Origin of the sequence: Saccharothrix sp. HUAS TT1, assembly GCF_040744945.1 — a bacterium.
GTDB lineage: Bacteria > Actinomycetota > Actinomycetes > Mycobacteriales > Pseudonocardiaceae > Actinosynnema.
Window position 1 is genome coordinate 8115250 of record NZ_CP160453.1, and the last position, 17424, is coordinate 8132673.

A 17424-nucleotide genomic window follows, 5' to 3' on the forward strand; every position below is an offset into this window, starting at 1 on the left:
TCTTCCGCCGTGGACGTACCCTCCGACGAGCCAACCGAACCAACCGGTGCTGATCCGGTGCCGCTGGTGGAACCCGCTGACGGTGTTCCGCCTGTCGTCGCCGACGCACCGTCGCTCCGGCGTGCCGCTGATGCGCTCGCCGGAGCGACGGGTCCGGTTGCGGTGGACACCGAGCGAGCCTCGGGATACCGCTACTCGCAACGCGCTTACCTGGTGCAACTGCGCCGGGAAGGCGCCGGGACCGTGCTGGTCGACCCGATCGCCCTCGGCGGCCGGATCGACCCGCTGGTCGAGGCGCTGGACGGGACCGAGTGGGTGTTGCACGCGGCGTCGCAAGACCTGCCGTGCCTCGCCGAACTCGGCCTGCGTCCGAGCGCGTTGTTCGACACCGAGCTGGCGGGCAGGCTGGCCGGGTTCGAACGGGTTGCGCTGGGCACGCTCGTCGAGCGGCTGTTGGGCTACCGGTTGGAGAAGGGGCACGGTGCGGCCGACTGGTCGCGCCGCCCCCTTCCCGCCGACTGGCTGAACTACGCCGCCCTCGACGTCGAACTGCTGGTCGAGCTGCGTGACGTGCTCGAACAGGAGCTCAAGCGGCAGGGGAAGCTGGAGTGGGCGCTCGAGGAGTTCGAGGCGGCCCGCACGGCTCCCCTGCCGCGTCCGCGCGCGGAGCCGTGGCGCCGCACGTCGGGCATCCACCGGATCCGCAGCCCGCGGCAGCTGGCCGCGGTGCGGTCGCTGTGGGAGACCCGGGACGCGCTGGCCCGTGAGCGCGACATCGCGCCGGGCCGGGTGCTGCCGGACGCCGCGCTGGTCGACGCCGCCGTGAAGAACCCGCCCGACGAGGCCGCACTGCTGGCGCTGCCGGTGTTCCGGGGACGGGCGCAGCGGCGCCTGGTCGGCGTGTGGCTGGGCGCGTTGCAGCGCGCCGCCGCGCTGCCGCGCAACGAGCTGCCGGAGGCCTCGCAGCAGCACGACGGCCCGCCACCGGCCAACCGGTGGGCGGACAAGGACCCGGTCGCCGCGGCCCGCCTGGCAGCCGCCAGGACGGCGCTGACGGCCGTCGCCGAGGCCAACACCCTCCCGGTCGAGAACCTGCTGCTGCCCGACCTCGTGCGGCGCACGTGCTGGCAGCCGCCGGCCGACACCTCACCGGACGGCGTGGCCGCCACCCTGCGCGAGGGCGGCGCCCGCAACTGGCAGGTCGCCCTGACCGCGACCGTCCTCTCCGAGGCCCTGACCCCACCCGCCTAACCCCGCGAGTCGAACCCTCACGACCCGCGAGTCGAACGCTCAGGACCGGTGAACTCAACGCTCAGGACCCCCGTGGCCCGACGTGAGCGTTGAACTCGGTGGTCCTGAGCGTTCGACACGCGGGACGTGGGCGTTCGACTCGCGCGGGGGTCAGGAGTCGGAGCACGGGTCGGAAGGCGTCTCGGCGGCCTTGAGCGTGCCCGACAGCTCACGGCGGGCCAGCGCGCGCACCGCCGCCATCGCGGCATCGCCCAGCACGGTCCCCACCACGACGCCCTCCAGCGCCTCGTCCGCCGACCCCGCGCCCGTCACGTACCCCAGGTCGGCCTCGGCCAGCGGGCGCGCCGCCTCGGCGAACCCGTCCAGCATGTCCGCGAACCGCGCGTGCCCCACCTCCCGCGCCGTCGCCAGCACCCCCACCAGCGCCTTGAACGCGTACGACGACGGCCGGCACACCCACCCCTGCCGCTCGACGAACGCCCGCGCCTGCTCCTGCGCCACCTCGTCGTCGCTGCCGAGGTCCGGCGGCGCCACCGCCGCCGACACCGTGCCCATCGCCTTGTGCAGCGACTTCTCCGGGTCGTCCAGCGCCCCGAGCACTTCCCGCACGGCCGCGATCGACAACCCGCCCAGCTCGACCATGGCCCGCACGAGCCGCAGCCGGTGCAGGTGGACGTCGGAGTACCTGGCCTGGTTCGGGCTGGTCAGCTCACCGGCGGGCAGCAGCCCTTCCCGCAGGTAGTACTTGATCGTCGGCACGGGCACGCCGCTGCGGCGGCCCAACTCGGCGATGCGCATCGGGCGCGGCCCCTTCCTGAGGCGATCCTCAGTATGGATACTGTAGCTATCCGATAGTAGAAAGTGTCACTATCCGTACTAGGAGCCGTCCGTGACCCGCTTCCTCCGCCCGCACCCACCGCTGATGGCGTTCTCCCTGCTGATGACCGCCGTCACCCTGTTCTCGCTCGGCGGGCTGATCTTCGACGACCGGATTCTGGTCGGGTCCCCGATCTGGTTCAAGCCGCTCAAGTTCGGCCTCTCCCTCGCCCTCTACGGCGTCGCGCTGGCCTGGATGCTCACCCTGACCACCCGGCTGCGCCGGGTCGGCTGGTGGGCGGGCGCGGTGATCGCGCTCGCCGGCACCGCCGAGATGGCCGTCATCATCGGCCAGGTGATCCGCGGCAGGCAGAGCCACTTCAACGTCGCCACCCCGCTGGACGAGCGGCTGTGGAACGTCATGGCGGTCACCATCGTGACCCTCTGGGTGATGCACGCGGTGATCGCGGTCGTGCTGGCGCTGTCCCGGTTCGCCGACCCCGCCGCGGGCGTCGCGGTCCGGCTGGGCCTGCTGCTGTCGCTGGTCGGCCTCGGCCTCGGCTTCCTGATGACCACGCCCGCGCCCGGCCAGGACGACGACGGGGGCGTCATCGGCGCGCACAGCGTCGGCGTGCCCGACGGCGGCCCGCAGCTGGCGCTGACGGGCTGGGCCACCACCGGCGGCGACCTGCGCGTGCCGCACTTCGTCGGCATCCACGCCCTCCAGGTCGTCCCGCTGCTGGTGGCGCTGTTCGGCCGCCGCGCCACCCCGCGGCTCGCCCGGGGCCTGGCGATCGGCTACGCGGGCCTGATGGCCCTGGTCACCTGGCAGGCGCTGCGCGGGCAGCCGCTGCTGCGCCCGGACCTGCTCACCGCGCTCGGCGCGCTGGCCGTGGCGACGTGGACCGCCGCCGTCCTCGCGCGGACCTTGCGCACGACCGACGGCGCGAAGGAGGCGGTGCCCGCGTGACCGGGTTCCTGTTCCAGGTCACCTTCTGGCTCACCGTGCCGTTCCGGGGCATGATGATCTTCGCGCCGCGGTCGGCGGTGACCGCCAGGGTGACGTCCTCGCCACTGATCGCCGTGCCGCCGCTGGTCGTCTACGCAGTCCTCGTCGCCGGGCGCCTGCCGCAGCTGTGGGTGACGATGAGCAGTCCGGACCTGGACACGCTGCGGGAGTTCCTGGACACGTCCTGGGGCGCCTCGGCGGTGTGGGCGCAGGTGATCGCGTGGGACCTGCTGATCGGCGCGTGGATGCACCGGGAAGGCCGCCGCTTGGGGCTGCACCCGCTGCTCATGGGCCCGCTGCCGGCGTTCATGATCATCCTGTTGCCGTTCGGGTTCGGGGTGTTCCTGGCCATCCGGGCCCGCTGTGACCGACCCGACAGGGCGACCACAGTGGTTACCGGCCAGTAACAGGCGCTAGAGTTGTGTTACCGATCGGTAGGAGTCGCGACCCGCCAGTCGGTGGGATCTCAACGTCACCACAAGTGGAGGAGACGCCGTGGCCGCACCAGTAGCGCCGGCACGCGTTCGAAACGTGGTCTTCGTCGACGGCGTGCGCACGCCGTTCGGCAAGGCCGGCCCCAAGGGGATCTTCGCGGAGACCCGTGCCGACGACCTGGTCGTCAAGGTGATCCGCGAGCTGCTGCGGCGCCACCCCGAACTGCCGCCGGAGCGGGTGGACGAGGTGGCCATCGCGGCCACCACGCAGATCGGCGACCAGGGCCTGACCATCGGCCGGACCGCGGCGCTGCTCGCGGGCCTGCCGAAGTCGGTGCCCGGCTACGCCGTCGACCGCATGTGCGCGGGCGCGATGACCGCCGTGACGACGTCGGCCAGCGGCATCGCGTTCGGCGCGTACGACGTCGTCATCGCGGGTGGCGTCGAGCACATGGGGCGGCACCCGATGGGCGAGGGCGTCGACCCCAACCCGCGGTTCCTGTCCGACAAGATCGTGGACCCGTCCGCGCTGGTCATGGGCTCGACGGCGGAGAACCTGCACGACCGGTTCCCGCACCTGACCAAGGAGCGCACCGACGCGTTCGCGGCGGCCTCGCAGGCCAAGTACGCCGACGCGGTGAAGAACGGCAAGATCGGCCCGGAGCTGGTGCCGGTCGCGACCCGGTCCGCCGAGAACGGCTGGGGCCTGGCCACCGCCGACGAGCCGCCGCGCCCCGGCACCACGGTCGAGGACCTGGCCAAGCTCAAGACGCCGTTCCGCCCGCACGGCCGGGTCACCGCGGGCAACGCCGCGGGCCTGAACGACGGCGCGACCGGCTGCATCCTGGCCGACGAGGAGACCGCCCGCGAGCTGGGCCTGCCGGTCGGCATGCGGCTGGTCGGCTACTCGTTCATGGGCGTCGAGCCCGAGGTCATGGGCGTCGGCCCGGTGCCCGCGACGGAGAAGGCGCTCAAGCGCGCCGGCCTGTCCGTCGAGGACATCGGCCTGTTCGAGATCAACGAGGCGTTCGCCGTGCAGGTGCTCGCCTTCCTCGACCACTTCGGCATCGCCGACGACGACCCGCGGGTCAACCAGTGGGGCGGCGCGATCGCCACCGGCCACCCGCTCGCGTCCTCCGGCGTGCGGCTGATGACCCAGCTGTCGCGGCAGTTCGCCGAGCGCCCGGACGTGCGCTACGGCATCACCACCATGTGCATCGGCATCGGCATGGGCGGCACCGTGATCTGGGAGAACCCCCACTGGAACGGAGAGTCGAAGTGACCGCGCTGACCGCCGACGAGGCCAAGGCCCTGTTCCCCGACGAGGTCGTGACCCACGCCCGCACCCGGTTCGTGACGGTGCCCGGCGTCGAGGGCCGGGTCGCGCTGATCACCATCGACAACGGCCACGACCACACCCGGCCGTCCACGTTCGGCCCGCAGTCGCTGGTGAGCCTGGGCGCGGCGTTCGACGAGGCCGTCGCGGGCTCGCCGGCCGCCATCGCGGTCACCGGCAAGCCGTTCGTCTTCGCCGTCGGCGCGGACCTGACGGCCGTCGAGGGCGCTTCCGAGCGCTCCCAGGCCGTCACCATCGGTCAGCTCGGGCACGACGTGTTCCGCAAGTTCACCGAGTCGACCGTGCCGACCTTCGCGTTCGTCAACGGCGCGGTGATGGGCGGCGGCCTGGAGCTGGCGCTGTCGTGCCACTACCGGACGCTGGCGTCCAACGCGGCGGCCATCGCGCTGCCCGAGGTGTTCCTCGGGCTGTTCCCGGGCTGGGGCGGCACGCAGCTGCTGCCGAACCTGATCGGCCCGAACGACGCGGTCACCGTGATCTTCGAGAACGCGTTGAACCAGAACAAGATGCTCAACCCCAGGCAGGCGCTGGACCTGGGCATCGCCGACGTGCTGTTCGACTCGGCGGACTACCTGGAGCAGTCGCTGCTGTGGCTGGCCTCCGTGGTGCGCGGCGACGTCGTGCCCGCGCGCCGGGAGATCGACCGCGGTGCGGGCTGGGACGCCGCCGTGGCGCGGGCGAAGGCCGTCGTCGAGGGCAGGACCAAGGGCGCGGCGCCCGGTGCGCTGAAGGCGTTGGAGCTGCTGGAGCTGGCGCGGGCCAACGACCTGGACGCGGGCTACGCGGCCGAGACCGAGGCACTGGCCGACGTCGTGATGAGCGACGAGCTGCGGGCCGGGCTGTACTCGTTCAACCTGGTGCAGAAGCGGGCCAAGCGGCCGGCGGGCGCGCCGGACAAGTCGTTGGCGCGCAAGGTGACCAAGGTCGGCGTCGTCGGCGCGGGCCTGATGGCCTCGCAGATGGCGCTGCTGTTCGCGCGGCGGCTGGAGGTGCCGGTGGTGCTCACCGACATCGACCAGGCGCGGGTGGACAAGGGCGTCGGGTACGTGCACGGCGAGGTCGACAAGCTGCTGGCCAAGAAGCGCGTGTCGGCGGACAAGGCGAACCGGCTCAAGGCGCTCGTCACGGGCTCGCTGGACAAGGCGGCGTTCGCGGACGCGGACTTCGTCATCGAGGCCGTGTTCGAGGACCTGGACGTGAAGCGGAAGGTGTTCGCCGAGGTCGAGGAGCACGTGTCGGCGGAGGCGGTGCTGGCGACCAACACGTCGTCGCTGTCGATCACCGACATGGCCGCCGGCCTCAAGCACCCCGAGCGGGTCGTCGGCTTCCACTTCTTCAACCCGGTCGCGATCATGCCGCTGCTGGAGATCGTGCGGGCCGAGCGGACCGACGACGCGACGCTCGCGACCGCGTTCGCGGTGGGCAAGCAGCTGAAGAAGTCGTCGGTGCTGGTGAAGGACGCGCCGGCGTTCGTGGTGAACCGGCTGCTCACGCGGTTCATGAGCGAGGTCGTCGAGTCGATCGACGAGGGCACCCCGTTCGAGGTGGCGGACAAGGCCACCGAGCCGCTGGGCCTGCCCATGTCGCCGTTGGTCCTGCTGCAGCTCGTCGGCCCGGCCGTGGCGCTGCACGTGGCGGGGACGATGCACGGCGCGTTCCCGGACCGGTTCGGCGTGTCGGAGAACATGAAGCGGTTCGTGGAGGCCGGCAAGACGGCGGTGTACCAGTGGGACTCGACGGGCAAGGCTTCCGTCGACCCCGAGGTGCAGGCGCTGTGGCAGTTCGGCGACCGGCCGCTGACCGGTGACGAGGTGTTCGCGCGGGCGCTGGAGGCGCTGGCCGAGGAGATCCGGATCATGCTCGACGAGGGCGTGGTGGCGGAGGCGCAGGACATCGACCTGTGCATGCTCCTCGGCGCCGGCTGGCCGTTCTGGCTGGGCGGCATCACCCCGTACCTGGACCGCTCGGGCATCTCGGAGAAGGTGACGGGCAAGCGGTTCCTCGCGCCCGGCGTCGCCTCCGTGCCCGCCTGACCCGCCTGGTCTGCGCAACGCCCGATCCGCGCAACGCCCGATCCGCGCAACGCCCGGTCGCCTCGTGCGGCCGGGCGTTGCGTTCGTCGTGGGCACCCGCTTTTTGCGGACCGGCGCGGCGGCCGTCGGTCTACCGTCGGGGGGATCGGTCACCTTCGCGTCCGGCCGCACCGGACACCGGTCGTACTTCGACCGAAAGGGTGATCCCCCATGCGTTCGCTGCGCAAGATCGCGCTCTGCCTGGCCACGGCCGCGCTCATGACCGTCGTCGTCACACCTCCCGCCGGGGCCTCCGTCGCGGACGGCGGCTTCGAGAGCCCCGTGGTGCCGGCGAACACGTTCAACCGGTACGGCGTCGGCTCGTCGTTGGGCGCGTGGACGGTCACCGCGAACACCGTCGACCTGAGCGGCGCCGGGTTCTGGGAGACGGCGGAGGGCGCGCAGTCGCTGGACCTGGACGGCCACTCGCTGCCGGGTGCGGTCAGCCAGACCATCACCACGGTGCCGCTGTTCGCCTACCGCGTGAGCTACAAGCTGGCCGGCAACCCCGCCGCCGGGCCGGCCGTCAAGACCGGTCGGGTGCTGGTCGACGGGAGCGTGCTGCAGGACTTCTCGTTCGACGTCACCGGCAGGTCGTTGCAGGACATGGGGTACGTCGGTCGGCAGGCCGTCTTCGTGGCCACGGGGTTCACCACCACGATCACGTTCGCAAGCACCACCGGTTCCGGCTACGGCCCGGTGATCGACAAGGTGTGGGTCGACAACTGCCTGCCGCTGCTCTGCCCCTGACCCTCGCCGTCGTGCGCCGGCCGGTGTGCGGTGCTTCCCTGGTGACCGATGCCCGACACCGCACCCGACCGCGCCACCCGCCTCCGCCTCGCCATCCTGCGCGACGGCAACGACTGCACGTGGTGCCGTCGCCCGTTCACCGGCCACGTCACCCCCACCACCGACCACCTGGTGCCGAAGGTCAAGGGCGGCCCGTCGTGGTCGGAGAACGAGGTGGCCGCCTGCCACCGCTGCAACCGCGCCCGCGGCCACCTCTCCCCGGTCGACTGGCTGACCGAGTGCGAACACCGCGGCTGGCACCCCGACCGCGCCCGCGTCGTCCGCCTCCTGACCTCCCTCGCCGAAGCGATCACCGCCCGAGGAGGCCAACGCCGAGCCCGCCCCTACCTGCACGCCCAACTCCGCCGCCTGACCGACACGGCGGACGGAACTTCCGCGCCCACCTGACCCCTGCCGGCCACTCCGCCATCTCCCATTCGGCTGCGCGCATCCGACACCGTCCGCTACGGTCGGACATCGGCTCATCACCGAGAGCAAGGGGAAACGTGAGCGGCGTGTACCGGTTCGGCTTCGAGGACGGCGACGAAGAGGATCAGCGTCCTCGACCCGCGCCCCAGGAGCCCGAAGCTCAGCAAGACGCCCTGGTAGGACGTGACGCTGACGGTGTCGTCACCGTGTCGGTGAACGACGCGGCCGAGGTCCAGTCGGTCACCATCGCCGCGCAGTGGCGGCAGTCGGTCGACCCGCGCGTCCTGGGCTCAACGGTGACCCGAGCCGCGAACGCGGCCACCATGGCGGCGTTGGCCAAGCAGGTCGAGCGACCGGCGGAGCCCGCGCCACGGCGAGAGCCGCCACCCCGGTCCGACGACCGCATCACGCCCGAGCAGGCGTTGCGGTTGATGGACACCGTCAGCGCCGACCTGGCCCGGTTCGCGCAGCGGATGACAGAGGTCGTGGACCGCCCGTTGGTGGTGGAGAGCCGGGGCGGGCACGTCCGCGGCACGATCCACCGGGGACACGTCCTCGACCTGGAGGTCGATCCCGCGTGGACGCACACGGCCCGCGTGACGGAGATGCAGCAGGAGTTCCTGGAAGTGTTGCGGAACCTGCGCGCCCAGAGCGTTCCCGCCGACGTGGCGCAGGGCCCGCAGAGCCCCGCCATCGCCGAGCTCACCGCTCTGGTGAGTGATCCGAACACACTGCTGCGCCGAGTGGGGTTGCTGCCATGACCGATGTCCGCGTAGCCCTCGAAGCGATGCGGTCCGACGCCACCGCGTGGGCGACCGCGGCCGACAACCTCGACGGCCCCCGCTCCACGATCGGCGGCCTGGTCCTGACCGGCGCCGACGTGTCGCTGTGGGCGGCCGACCGCGGCTTGGACCGCACGTACAACGACGCTCGCCTGGCCTTGGAGGACATGCTCACCCAGGCGACCCAGGCGTTCCGCAGCCTCAGCGAAGCCCTCCACGCGGCGGCGAACACCTACGAAGCCGAGGAGGAAGCGAACATGCACGCCATGAACAGCATCCACACCGAGGGCGGCCGATGAACCCGCTCGTGCAGGAGGCGAACCGGAAGACGCAGGAGATCGAGGAGAACGCCAAGAAGTTCTTCGAGCAGGTCAACAGCGTGATGAGCTGGGTTCCCCCGCCGCTCGACCACCTGGTCGACCCCATCCTCCGTGGCATGCGGCTGCTCGACGAGAAGCTGCGGGAGCTCTGGGACCGGATCAAGCTGCTGTGGGAGCAGCCCGGTGACTCGGACCGCCTCAAGCAGGTCGGCGAGCAGTGGGTGTCGCAGGTCGGCAACGCGCTCGGCGACATCGCGGAGACGATCGGGCTGGACAAGCTCCGCACCACGATCGAGTGGGAAGGACGCGCCGCCCGCGCCTATCAGGCGACGGTGCCGCCGCAGGCGGCCGGGCTGAACTCGGTGAAGGACGTCGCCGGACAACTGCGCTCGTCCCTGAACAGCCTGGCGAACTCGATCGACATGTTCTGGATGGCGATGGGGTTCGCGCTGGCGGGCTTGGTCGTCACCATCGTCGGCGCGGTGGTCGCCGCGTGCACGCTCGTGGGCATCCCCGCGGCGATCACGTTCATCGTCGGTGGGGTGGCCGCGACGATCGGGGTCATCGCCGCGACGGTCATGGCGTTGGAGTCGCACGTCAACACGATCGAGACCGAGCAGTCCGCGCTCCGGCAGAAGATCCACGACCTCGGCTCGGCCTGGGCCATGCCGAACACCGCGGACATGGCGGACGCGAGCGTCACCGACGGAGACGGCTCGGACTGGCGACCCGGCTCGTGACGCGACCAGGACCACCGCCGCGGTACGTCTGGGTACCTGCCGCCCGTGTTCGCGAGATCCGCGGCAGGTGCGCGGTCCTCGCGGCGGCGGGTCTGGTGGCCTGCGTGGTGCTCGCGGCGGCGATCGTGGGGTTCGGACGAGCCCTGCCCACGGCCTACCACCCGATCAACGCCTTGGTCTGGATCACGGGAAGCGCCTCCGTGATGGGGCCGTTCCTGTCCTCGATCAGCATCGGGATGGCCCGGTCCTCCGCGTGGGGCGAGCAGTTCGACGTCTTCCGGGTGGGGCAGGCGAGGCGTGCGTTGACGGGTGGCTGGGTGGGTTCGGCCCTGTTCATCCCCGTGTCCTGGTTCCTGCTGGTGATGACGGCGCGGAACGGCGTGAGGCCGGTCGGGCTCACCGGTGAGGTGTGGGCCTACCTGCTGCTGTTGGCCGCTCCGGCAGTGGTCGCGGGCATCCTCTTCGTCGCCGGGCGTGCCGTGTTGCCGGCACCTCGATGATCGTGGATGGCGTCATCAACCGGATAACGGTGCAATACCGTTCGGCGATGACGTTCTCATCGTCGGAGACGCACGTCGGGAGCCGCCTGGATGCCTGTTGACAAGACCGAGCGCGAGGTCAGGACCCTCGTCAGCCAGATCGAACAAGGTGAGATCAGGCTGCCGGAGATCCAACGCGGCTACGTGTGGAAGCCGACCCAGGTGGCCAAGCTGGTCGAGTCGCTCTACCGCGGTTACCCGTCCGGGTCCCTGCTCTTCTGGCAGACCGACGAGGCGCCGCAGACCAGGGAAGTGGCGATCAGCGGTCCGGCGGGCAAAGCCGCTGTCGTGCCTCTCTACCTCCTGGACGGCCAACAGCGCGTGACTTCGCTGCACCGGGTGTTCACCGACCACCCGCAGGCCGCCATCGTCTTCAACGTCGAGACCGAGAAGTTCCAGAACCAGAGCGCGGCGACGGCCAAGGACCCCCGGTGGATCAAGGTCCACGACGTCCTCAAGCCCGAGGCCGACCAGTGGCAGCTCGTCGGTGAACTGCACGAGCGCAATCCCGGTGTCCCGCCGAACGAGATCAGCAAGCGGCTGCAGAAGCTCGCAGCCATCCCCGGCCACAAGTTCCACATGGAGGTGCTGCGCGACTTCCCCTACGACGAGGTCACGCAGATCTTCGTACGCGTGAACAGCGGCGGCCGGTCGCTCAAGACCTCGGACCTGGCGCTCGCCACCCTCTCGGCGCGGTGGCCGGGGGTGCTCCAGAAGTTGGAGGCGGAGGCCAAGCACTGGGCCGATCGCGGCTACGGCGACATCGACGTCACGTTCCTCACCAGGGCCCTCACCGGCGCGGTGCTGGGACGGGGCCTCTCCGCCTGGTCGCACGCACGCCTGGTGGCGGCGACCGACGACGAACTCGACCGCGGCTGGGCCACGGTGCAGCGCGGGCTCCGGCACCTCGTGCCCCTGCTGCAGAACAACCTCGGCGCCTCGCACAGCAAGCTGCTGCCGTCGATGGTCGTCCTGCTGCCACTGATCGTCCTGCTCGGTGAGCGGAAGGACGAACAACTGGACGGCGGCACGGCCGATGCCATCCTCTTCTGGTTCCTGGCGGCCACGATCCGCAACCGGTACAGCGGGTCGACCGACACCCGGCTCGGGCAGGACATCCCCGCGGCCCGCACCGACAACCCGGTGCGCCGACTGCTGGACAACCTGGGCGTCACCACGGGACTGTCGGTCGAACCGGACGACCTCGCGGGCCGGACCGTCGGCAGCCCGTACTTCTTCCTGAGCTTCCTGGTCGCCAAGGAAGCGGGTGCCAAGGACTGGTGGGGCAGCATCGGCATCTCGGCGGCGGCCGAGGGCAGCCAGGCGCTGGAGTACCACCACATCCACCCGCAGGCCACGCTGAAGAGCCACCCCGAGAAGTACAGCAAGGGCGAGATCAACGACCTGGCCAACCTCGCCTTCATCTCCGGCAAGGCCAACCGGAAGATCAGCCACAGGTCGCCGCGGGACTACTTCCCGACGCTGGGCGACCAAGAGCTGACCGCACACCTCATCCCCGTGGACGAAGACCTGCGGGACGCGGACCGCTACCGCTCGTTCCTGAGCGCGCGGCGGCGCCTGCTGGCGGGCGCGATGACCGACCTGCTGGAGAGGTTCCGGCCGTCGTGGCTGTCTCCGGCGTCCGAGTCCACCGACCCGCTGTCCGGCGCCGTCCTCGAGTTCGAGTGGTACGACAACACGACAGGTGACGACGTCCTGCTCGCACGGGCACGCACGAACAGCGGCACGTGGTCGGGGACGATGTCCGCCGCCGACCTGGAGGACGTGGTCGCCGCCGCCGAGGCAGGGGTGGACGGCGACCTGGTCATCGCCGGTGAGAGCACCCCCGTCCGGGTACAGGACGAGCTGCTCGAAGTGCCGATCGGGCCGTTCGCGGTCACCGGCACCCTGCCGGAGTGGCGCAAGGTGCTCGACCGCGAGCGCGGCGACAGCCGCCCGATCGCGGCTCTCGCGCAGCCGGAGGTCGAGCGGTGGGAAGGTGAGCAACTGATCTTCCCCGTGATCAGCGTCGACTGACACGGCTGGGTGTTCGACCGGCGCTCAACCGGTGCCGAGACGATGGTTCCTCGCATGAACGATTACTTCATAAGAGTGAACACGTCGGAAGAATGGATCATCACCCGGTCTCCGGGGCCGCCGGTCGGGATACTTCATCCGCTCGTGAGCCGAGTCGTCCGGTTCCACTACTCGGCAGCCTTGCCGTGTGGAAACCTGGGCACGCACAGCGACGTCTCACGTGCGGACAGTGGTCAAGGCAGGAGGAGGGGAGACTCATGCCGTTCGTGGCAAGTGGCGGCGGAGCCGGCGCTCCGGCGTCCACCGGACCGGTCACCATGCAGGTCGAGCCAGGCCAGATCCTGGCCCTCAAGGCCCGCTACGAAGCCGTCCGCGACACGGTCCGGGACTTCGTGGACCTTGAGGGGTACAACCTCATCGGAAACCCGCTGGCCGAGGACGACGTGTCCAAGGACGCCGCCTCAGTCTTCCGCGAGAATGCGGACACCGCTATCGAAGTAGCCAGGCATTTTATCAGTGAGCTCAACCTGAACATCGAACAACTCGACCAGGCCGCACGCACCTACGGCTTGGCGGAAGACACGAACAAGACCAATATCCAGCAGACCGGGGGCATTTAAAGCAATGCGCACAACCCTGCTGGCGGCGGCCTCTGCACTTCTCATGACCGGCGCGTGCAGCACCGGAGGCACAGCGACCCCGCAGACGACGACCACGGTCAGTGCGCCGGCCACCACGACGGCGGCGACCGTCACGCGCCCCAAGCCAGTCACATTGGACGGCAAAGAGCCGTGCAGTCTCCTCACGTCCGAGCAGCTTGAGGCCATGAAGATCGACCGCGCCGGCCGCCCCTTGGAGGTCAGCGCGCTCAAGGCCACCGGATGCACCTGGACCGTGACAGGCGCGTCGAACATCCTGGTTCCAGTAATCCATGAGGGAATCGAAACCTGGACCGACGGCATGCGCACCGGACAACCTGAGGAAGTCGATCCGGTAGCCGGCTTCCCTGCCATCACGGTTCCGATCCCGAACAGCCCCGACCGCTGTGACCTCATGATCGACACTGCGGACGACCAGTACCTCGCAGTGGCCTTCTCGGTTGACCTCGGTTTCAAAGATCGCTTTCCCGAGCCGTGCGACGGCGCACGCAAGCTGGCGGAAGCGGCCATGCAGAACTTGCTGAAGTAAGGGGGAGCACTCGATGGGTGGGATAGGCAACCACAACTTCGACGCGCAGTCGCACAAGCAGCTCTACGAGAAGATCCACGGCGGGCCTGGCCACTCGGCGGCGCAGGCCGTGGACGACGCCTGGAACAGCTTCCGCGCGGTGATGGGCAACGCCAAGAGCGAGCTGGAATCGGCGATCCGGGACGCGGGGGCAGTCTGGGTCGGCGCGGCGGGCGAGCGGTTCACCGGCAGCGCGGCTCCGCTGGCGCAGTGGGCCGAGGACGCCCGCGTCGCCGGCGTCGAGACGCACAACGCGTTCTCCGCCCAGACCTCCCACTACGGCGGCGCGAAGACGCGGATGCCGGAACCGGTCGAGGTCACCTCGACGGCGAATGACGACTTCTTCGGTATCCCGGCCGGTTTCACGCACCTGGTCGGCGGTCAGACCGACCAGGACGTCCAGGAGCAGCAGGCCAACGAGGCCAAGCGCGAGGCGGTCCGGGTCATGAACGGCTACCGCGACGGCGCGTCGGCGGCGGTGAGCCTCCTGGGCACGTTCACGCCGCCGCCCCAGGTGACGACTCAGGTCACCGAGCCCACGTTCGAGCAGTCCGAGGCGCAGAGCCGGTACTCCCAGCAGTTCTCGGACGGTCGGTGGAGCACGCCCACTTCCACCGACCCCAGCCGGACCACCACGACCCAGCCGCAGCAGCTGGTGAGCACGCCCCCGGCCGTCGCGCCCATCGGCGGCGACACCAACACCTCGGCAGTCGGGACGACGCCTGACGTCGCGCCCCGACCGGGCCCCACACCGATCACTCCCCCGCCCTACACACCCGGACCACCGCAACCGCCGGTCGCGGTGCCACCGCCCGGCATGATCGGGCCGAACCCAACCCCGGGCTTCCACGACCGGCGGAACCCGTCCGGCGGCAACCCTCCCGGCAAGGGCACCGGTCCGGGCGTTTCCAAGGGATTCGGCGGCAACCCGCCGGGTGGCGCGCCCAGGTTCAGCGGCGGACTCCCCGGCGTTCCGGGCCAGCCCGGTCACGGCGGCCAGCCCTTCGGCCACGGCTCGTCCTCCGGCATCGCCGGAGACCAGCACGCCAACCGTGCCGGCGCCAGTGGCGGTGCGGCAGGCGCGAGGGGCGCGGCGGGCACTCCGATGGTGGGAGGCATGGCCGGTGCGCCGCAAGGCGGTCGGGGCGAGGACGACATCGAGCACAAGACCGCGCCCTACCTGGAAGAGCTGGACGACGTGTGGGGCGAGGACTCCATGCCACGGGTCGCGCCACCGGTGATCGGGGACGACGGCCCGTGAGGTTCACCCTGTCCCGGCTGGAGTTCGAGCTGTGCTGGGATCACCTGAAGCTCGGCGAGTACCCCACGATCCTGTCGATCCCCTCCCACGGCGCGACGTTGGACGAGCGCCGCGCGTTGTTCAACGACGCGTGGCGCTCGTTGGCGGCACGCGGGCTGGCCGAGCGCGGTGAGCTGGACGCCCGCCTGGCCGGCTCGCTGGAGTTGTTGTCACGTCCGGAACGCGAGGTCGACGCCCGGCTGCGGCTGGACGCCGGCCCACGGGTCCGGGCGGTCGCGGCGGTCCGACGCGGACACGCCGTGTCGGCCGTCCTGACCTCGGACGCGCTGGCGTTGAGCCCGATCGACGAGAGTGCGCTCGCCGCGTCGGTGGTGTCACTGCTGCCGCCGCACCCGACACCCCGGTCACGGTCGATCAGCCTGCCCGCAGCGGACCTGGAACGTGCGGCGGCTGCCGCCGGTGAGTCCGCCACCCGTCTGGAGAACGCGCTGCGGGACGCGGGCCTGCCCCGGCCCGACGCGCAGAAGATCGGCTCAGTGCTCGGCAACGTGCAGCGGATGGGCCAGTTCGGCACGGCGGTCCGCCCGACCCTGCAAGGCCGACCGGGACCGAGGAAGCGCGGACCGTACGCGGTGTCGTTCTACGACACACCGGAAGGACGGTGGCAGTTCACCCGCCGCCCGTCCGGTGACGGACGTGAGTGGTCCACCCTGAGCCCGGCCGACCCGCAACGGCTCGTTCACGCGGTGTCGGAGCTGTTGAGCCTCACCGGCTGATCGGGTTCGACGGACTCCTGATCGACCTGATTGGTCAGGAGTTCCGCCATCGTCATGTCCTCGACGGGCTTCTCCGGCGTCATCACTTCTTCCGCTCGATACCGACGACGTCGAGGATGCTCTCCTCCGCGACGCCGTCGGACGGCATCAGCGCGAGCCGGAGATCACTGCGCAGCGCGCACTCCGACGACTTGCACACGTCGCACCGGCCCGCCTTGTCGAGCGGGTGCGTGCCCAGGCACGTGGTCACCGCGCCGACCAGCCGGTGCGTCTCCGCCCGCGCCATCTGCAACGACTTCCGGTCGGAGTTGTAGAGCACCCCGACCAGCACGGCCGCCAGGTGCCGTCGCAGCACTCGATCTTCCTCAACTGTGTTCATGGGCTGAGGATTGCAGTGCGGTAACTAGGACAGCAAGGACGGAAGGTCGTTCAATCGGGTGACTTTTCGCAGCTCAGGCCTTGTTTTCTGCTTCGATGCTTGCACACATCGCAAGGAGATCATCGTGGCAGTAGCGAAGTCCGGCGTCACCACCAGGGGAATCGGATTCGAATTGGAGCGCCTTCGCACGAAAGCGAAGCTCACGCTGCAAGACGTCGGTGACGGGCTGGGCGTCTCGGCCAGCACGATCAGCCGGCTGGAGAACGGCAAGCGGGAGCCCACCCCCGAAGAGGTGTCCGCGATCTTGGCCGTCATCGGCGTGATCGGCCCGGAGCGCAACCGACTGCTCGACCAAGCGCGCGGCGGCGACGGCTCCGGCCTGGTCGAGGCCAGCAACCCGACCGTGCAGAGCCGCACCTACCTGAACTTCGAGACCAGGGCGACGGTCATCACCGATTTCGAGCTGATGCTCATCCCGGGCCTCGCCCAGACGCCGGAGTACGCCTACGCCGTCATCTCGGCCATCCAGGTGGATGAGGAGGAACCGAGCATCGAGGTCCGGGTGGGCCGCCGCATGGCGCGCCAAGCCATCCTGGCCCGCCGCAGGCCGCCGGAGCTGAACCTCATCCTGACCGAGGCGGCGCTGCGCCTGCCGATCGGCGGGCCGAAGGTCATGGCTCGCCAGCTCCGGCACCTGGCCGACCTGGCCGACCGGTCGAACGTCACGATCCGCGTCATCCCGTCGAGCGTCGTCGGCCACGCCGGCTTGCTGGGCCAGTTCGTGATCCTCGACTTCGCCAATGACAAGCCGGTGGTCTTCGTCGAGGACCGCACCACCGGCCTGTTCTTGGACGACCCGGCCCGCGTCGCCCTCTATAGGCTGACGGTGGAGAAGCTGACGGACGTGGCGCTGGACGAGGACGGTTCCGTCCGGTTGATGACGTCCATCGCTCACGACCTCGACGGAGGGTGAGGTGGCACGCGAGTGACCCCGATGGCGTGGCGGAAGAGCAGCTACAGCGGCAATGACGCCAATTGCGTCGAAGTCGCACTGCGAACGACCGTGGTCGGCCTTCGCGATTCGAAGAACCCCGAGGGCGGTCGACTCCTGGTCGGCTCCAAGGCGTTCCGGTCGTTCCTGAGGGCCGTCAAGGCCGACTGATCGCGAGGAAGGGTGGTTGCCGCCGCCTGACCACCCTCTTCCCG

At 70.4% G+C, this 17424-nt stretch carries 20 protein-coding genes; 18 read left to right on the top strand and 2 right to left on the bottom strand.

The genetic code is table 11. The features are described 5' to 3' along the window. The first annotated feature begins 9 nt into the window (after nucleotides 1–9). Nucleotides 10–1251, top strand: coding sequence for an HRDC domain-containing protein (locus AB0F89_RS35530; protein ID WP_367130574.1), 1242 nt, complete (start codon nucleotides 10–12; stop codon nucleotides 1249–1251). Nucleotides 1252–1401: 150 nt separating this feature from the next. Here AB0F89_RS35530 and AB0F89_RS35535 read toward each other — a convergent pair whose 3' ends face one another. Then, a complete protein-coding gene (locus tag AB0F89_RS35535) occupies nucleotides 1402–2049 on the bottom strand; it encodes a MerR family transcriptional regulator (RefSeq protein ID WP_367130576.1) in 648 nt (215 codons plus the stop codon). Between the two features lie 91 nt (nucleotides 2050–2140). On the opposite strand from AB0F89_RS35535, the gene AB0F89_RS35540 reads away from it, so the two are divergent. From AB0F89_RS35540 to AB0F89_RS35610, 15 genes are all read left to right on the top strand, one after another. After that, nucleotides 2141–3037, top strand: coding sequence for a hypothetical protein (locus AB0F89_RS35540; RefSeq protein ID WP_367130578.1), 897 nt, complete (start codon nucleotides 2141–2143; stop codon nucleotides 3035–3037). After that, nucleotides 3034–3483, top strand: coding sequence for an ABA4-like family protein (locus AB0F89_RS35545; protein WP_367130580.1), 450 nt, complete (start codon nucleotides 3034–3036; stop codon nucleotides 3481–3483). The genes AB0F89_RS35540 and AB0F89_RS35545 overlap by 4 nt, the downstream gene beginning before the upstream one ends. An 88-nt stretch (nucleotides 3484–3571) precedes the next feature. Beyond that, the gene (locus tag AB0F89_RS35550; RefSeq protein WP_367130582.1) at nucleotides 3572–4792 is read left to right on the top strand and encodes an acetyl-CoA C-acyltransferase; all 1221 of its coding nucleotides are present in this window, start codon (nucleotides 3572–3574) and stop codon (nucleotides 4790–4792) included. Further along, nucleotides 4789–6900: a 3-hydroxyacyl-CoA dehydrogenase NAD-binding domain-containing protein gene (locus AB0F89_RS35555; protein WP_367130584.1), complete on the top strand. Its 2112-nt coding sequence runs from the start codon at nucleotides 4789–4791 to the stop codon at nucleotides 6898–6900. The genes AB0F89_RS35550 and AB0F89_RS35555 overlap by 4 nt, the downstream gene beginning before the upstream one ends. A gap of 210 nt (nucleotides 6901–7110) precedes the next feature. Next, nucleotides 7111–7689 carry a choice-of-anchor C family protein gene (locus tag AB0F89_RS35560; protein ID WP_367130586.1) on the top strand — a complete coding sequence of 193 codons (579 nt, stop codon included), beginning with the start codon at nucleotides 7111–7113 and terminating at the stop codon, nucleotides 7687–7689. A gap of 48 nt (nucleotides 7690–7737) precedes the next feature. Beyond that, entirely contained in the window at nucleotides 7738–8136 is a 399-nt protein-coding gene (locus tag AB0F89_RS35565) for an HNH endonuclease (RefSeq protein ID WP_367130588.1), read from the top strand. Nucleotides 8137–8363: 227 nt separating this feature from the next. Next, entirely contained in the window at nucleotides 8364–8918 is a 555-nt protein-coding gene (locus tag AB0F89_RS35570; protein WP_367130590.1) for a hypothetical protein, read from the top strand. Then, on the top strand, nucleotides 8915–9238 hold the full coding sequence (locus tag AB0F89_RS35575; protein ID WP_367130592.1) for a hypothetical protein: 324 nt from the start codon (nucleotides 8915–8917) through the stop codon (nucleotides 9236–9238). The genes AB0F89_RS35570 and AB0F89_RS35575 overlap by 4 nt, the downstream gene beginning before the upstream one ends. Continuing rightward, nucleotides 9235–9999: a hypothetical protein gene (locus tag AB0F89_RS35580; RefSeq protein WP_367130594.1), complete on the top strand. Its 765-nt coding sequence runs from the start codon at nucleotides 9235–9237 to the stop codon at nucleotides 9997–9999. The genes AB0F89_RS35575 and AB0F89_RS35580 overlap by 4 nt, the downstream gene beginning before the upstream one ends. Next, complete coding sequence (locus AB0F89_RS35585) at nucleotides 9996–10499, top strand: hypothetical protein (RefSeq protein ID WP_367130596.1); 504 nt, start codon at nucleotides 9996–9998, stop codon at nucleotides 10497–10499. Before AB0F89_RS35580 ends, AB0F89_RS35585 begins: the two co-directional genes overlap by 4 nt. A gap of 90 nt (nucleotides 10500–10589) precedes the next feature. Next, nucleotides 10590–12575, top strand: a complete 1986-nt coding sequence (locus tag AB0F89_RS35590; RefSeq protein ID WP_367130598.1) for a DUF262 domain-containing protein — start codon at nucleotides 10590–10592, stop codon at nucleotides 12573–12575. A 257-nt stretch (nucleotides 12576–12832) separates the two neighbouring features. After that, a complete protein-coding gene (locus AB0F89_RS35595) occupies nucleotides 12833–13195 on the top strand; it encodes a PE domain-containing protein (RefSeq protein ID WP_367130600.1) in 363 nt (120 codons plus the stop codon). Nucleotides 13196–13199: 4 nt separating this feature from the next. Further along, on the top strand, nucleotides 13200–13763 hold the full coding sequence (locus tag AB0F89_RS35600; RefSeq protein ID WP_367130602.1) for a DUF3558 domain-containing protein: 564 nt from the start codon (nucleotides 13200–13202) through the stop codon (nucleotides 13761–13763). A 13-nt stretch (nucleotides 13764–13776) separates the two neighbouring features. Continuing rightward, on the top strand, nucleotides 13777–15063 hold the full coding sequence (locus tag AB0F89_RS35605; protein WP_367130604.1) for a PPE family protein: 1287 nt from the start codon (nucleotides 13777–13779) through the stop codon (nucleotides 15061–15063). Then, nucleotides 15060–15839, top strand: coding sequence for an ESX secretion-associated protein EspG (locus AB0F89_RS35610; RefSeq protein ID WP_367130606.1), 780 nt, complete (start codon nucleotides 15060–15062; stop codon nucleotides 15837–15839). Before AB0F89_RS35605 ends, AB0F89_RS35610 begins: the two co-directional genes overlap by 4 nt. A gap of 82 nt (nucleotides 15840–15921) precedes the next feature. Here AB0F89_RS35610 and AB0F89_RS35615 read toward each other — a convergent pair whose 3' ends face one another. Then, nucleotides 15922–16218 (bottom strand): hypothetical protein, encoded by a 297-nt coding sequence (locus AB0F89_RS35615; RefSeq protein ID WP_367130608.1) that lies wholly within the window; start codon nucleotides 16216–16218, stop codon nucleotides 15922–15924. 58 nt (nucleotides 16219–16276) lie between these two features. Here AB0F89_RS35615 and AB0F89_RS35620 point away from each other — a divergent pair, with 58 nt between their 5' ends. Further along, nucleotides 16277–17191: a helix-turn-helix domain-containing protein gene (locus AB0F89_RS35620; RefSeq protein WP_367130610.1), complete on the top strand. Its 915-nt coding sequence runs from the start codon at nucleotides 16277–16279 to the stop codon at nucleotides 17189–17191. A 21-nt stretch (nucleotides 17192–17212) separates the two neighbouring features. Beyond that, nucleotides 17213–17380, top strand: coding sequence for a DUF397 domain-containing protein (locus tag AB0F89_RS35625; protein WP_367139147.1), 168 nt, complete (start codon nucleotides 17213–17215; stop codon nucleotides 17378–17380). The last annotated feature ends 44 nt before the right edge of the window (nucleotides 17381–17424 follow it).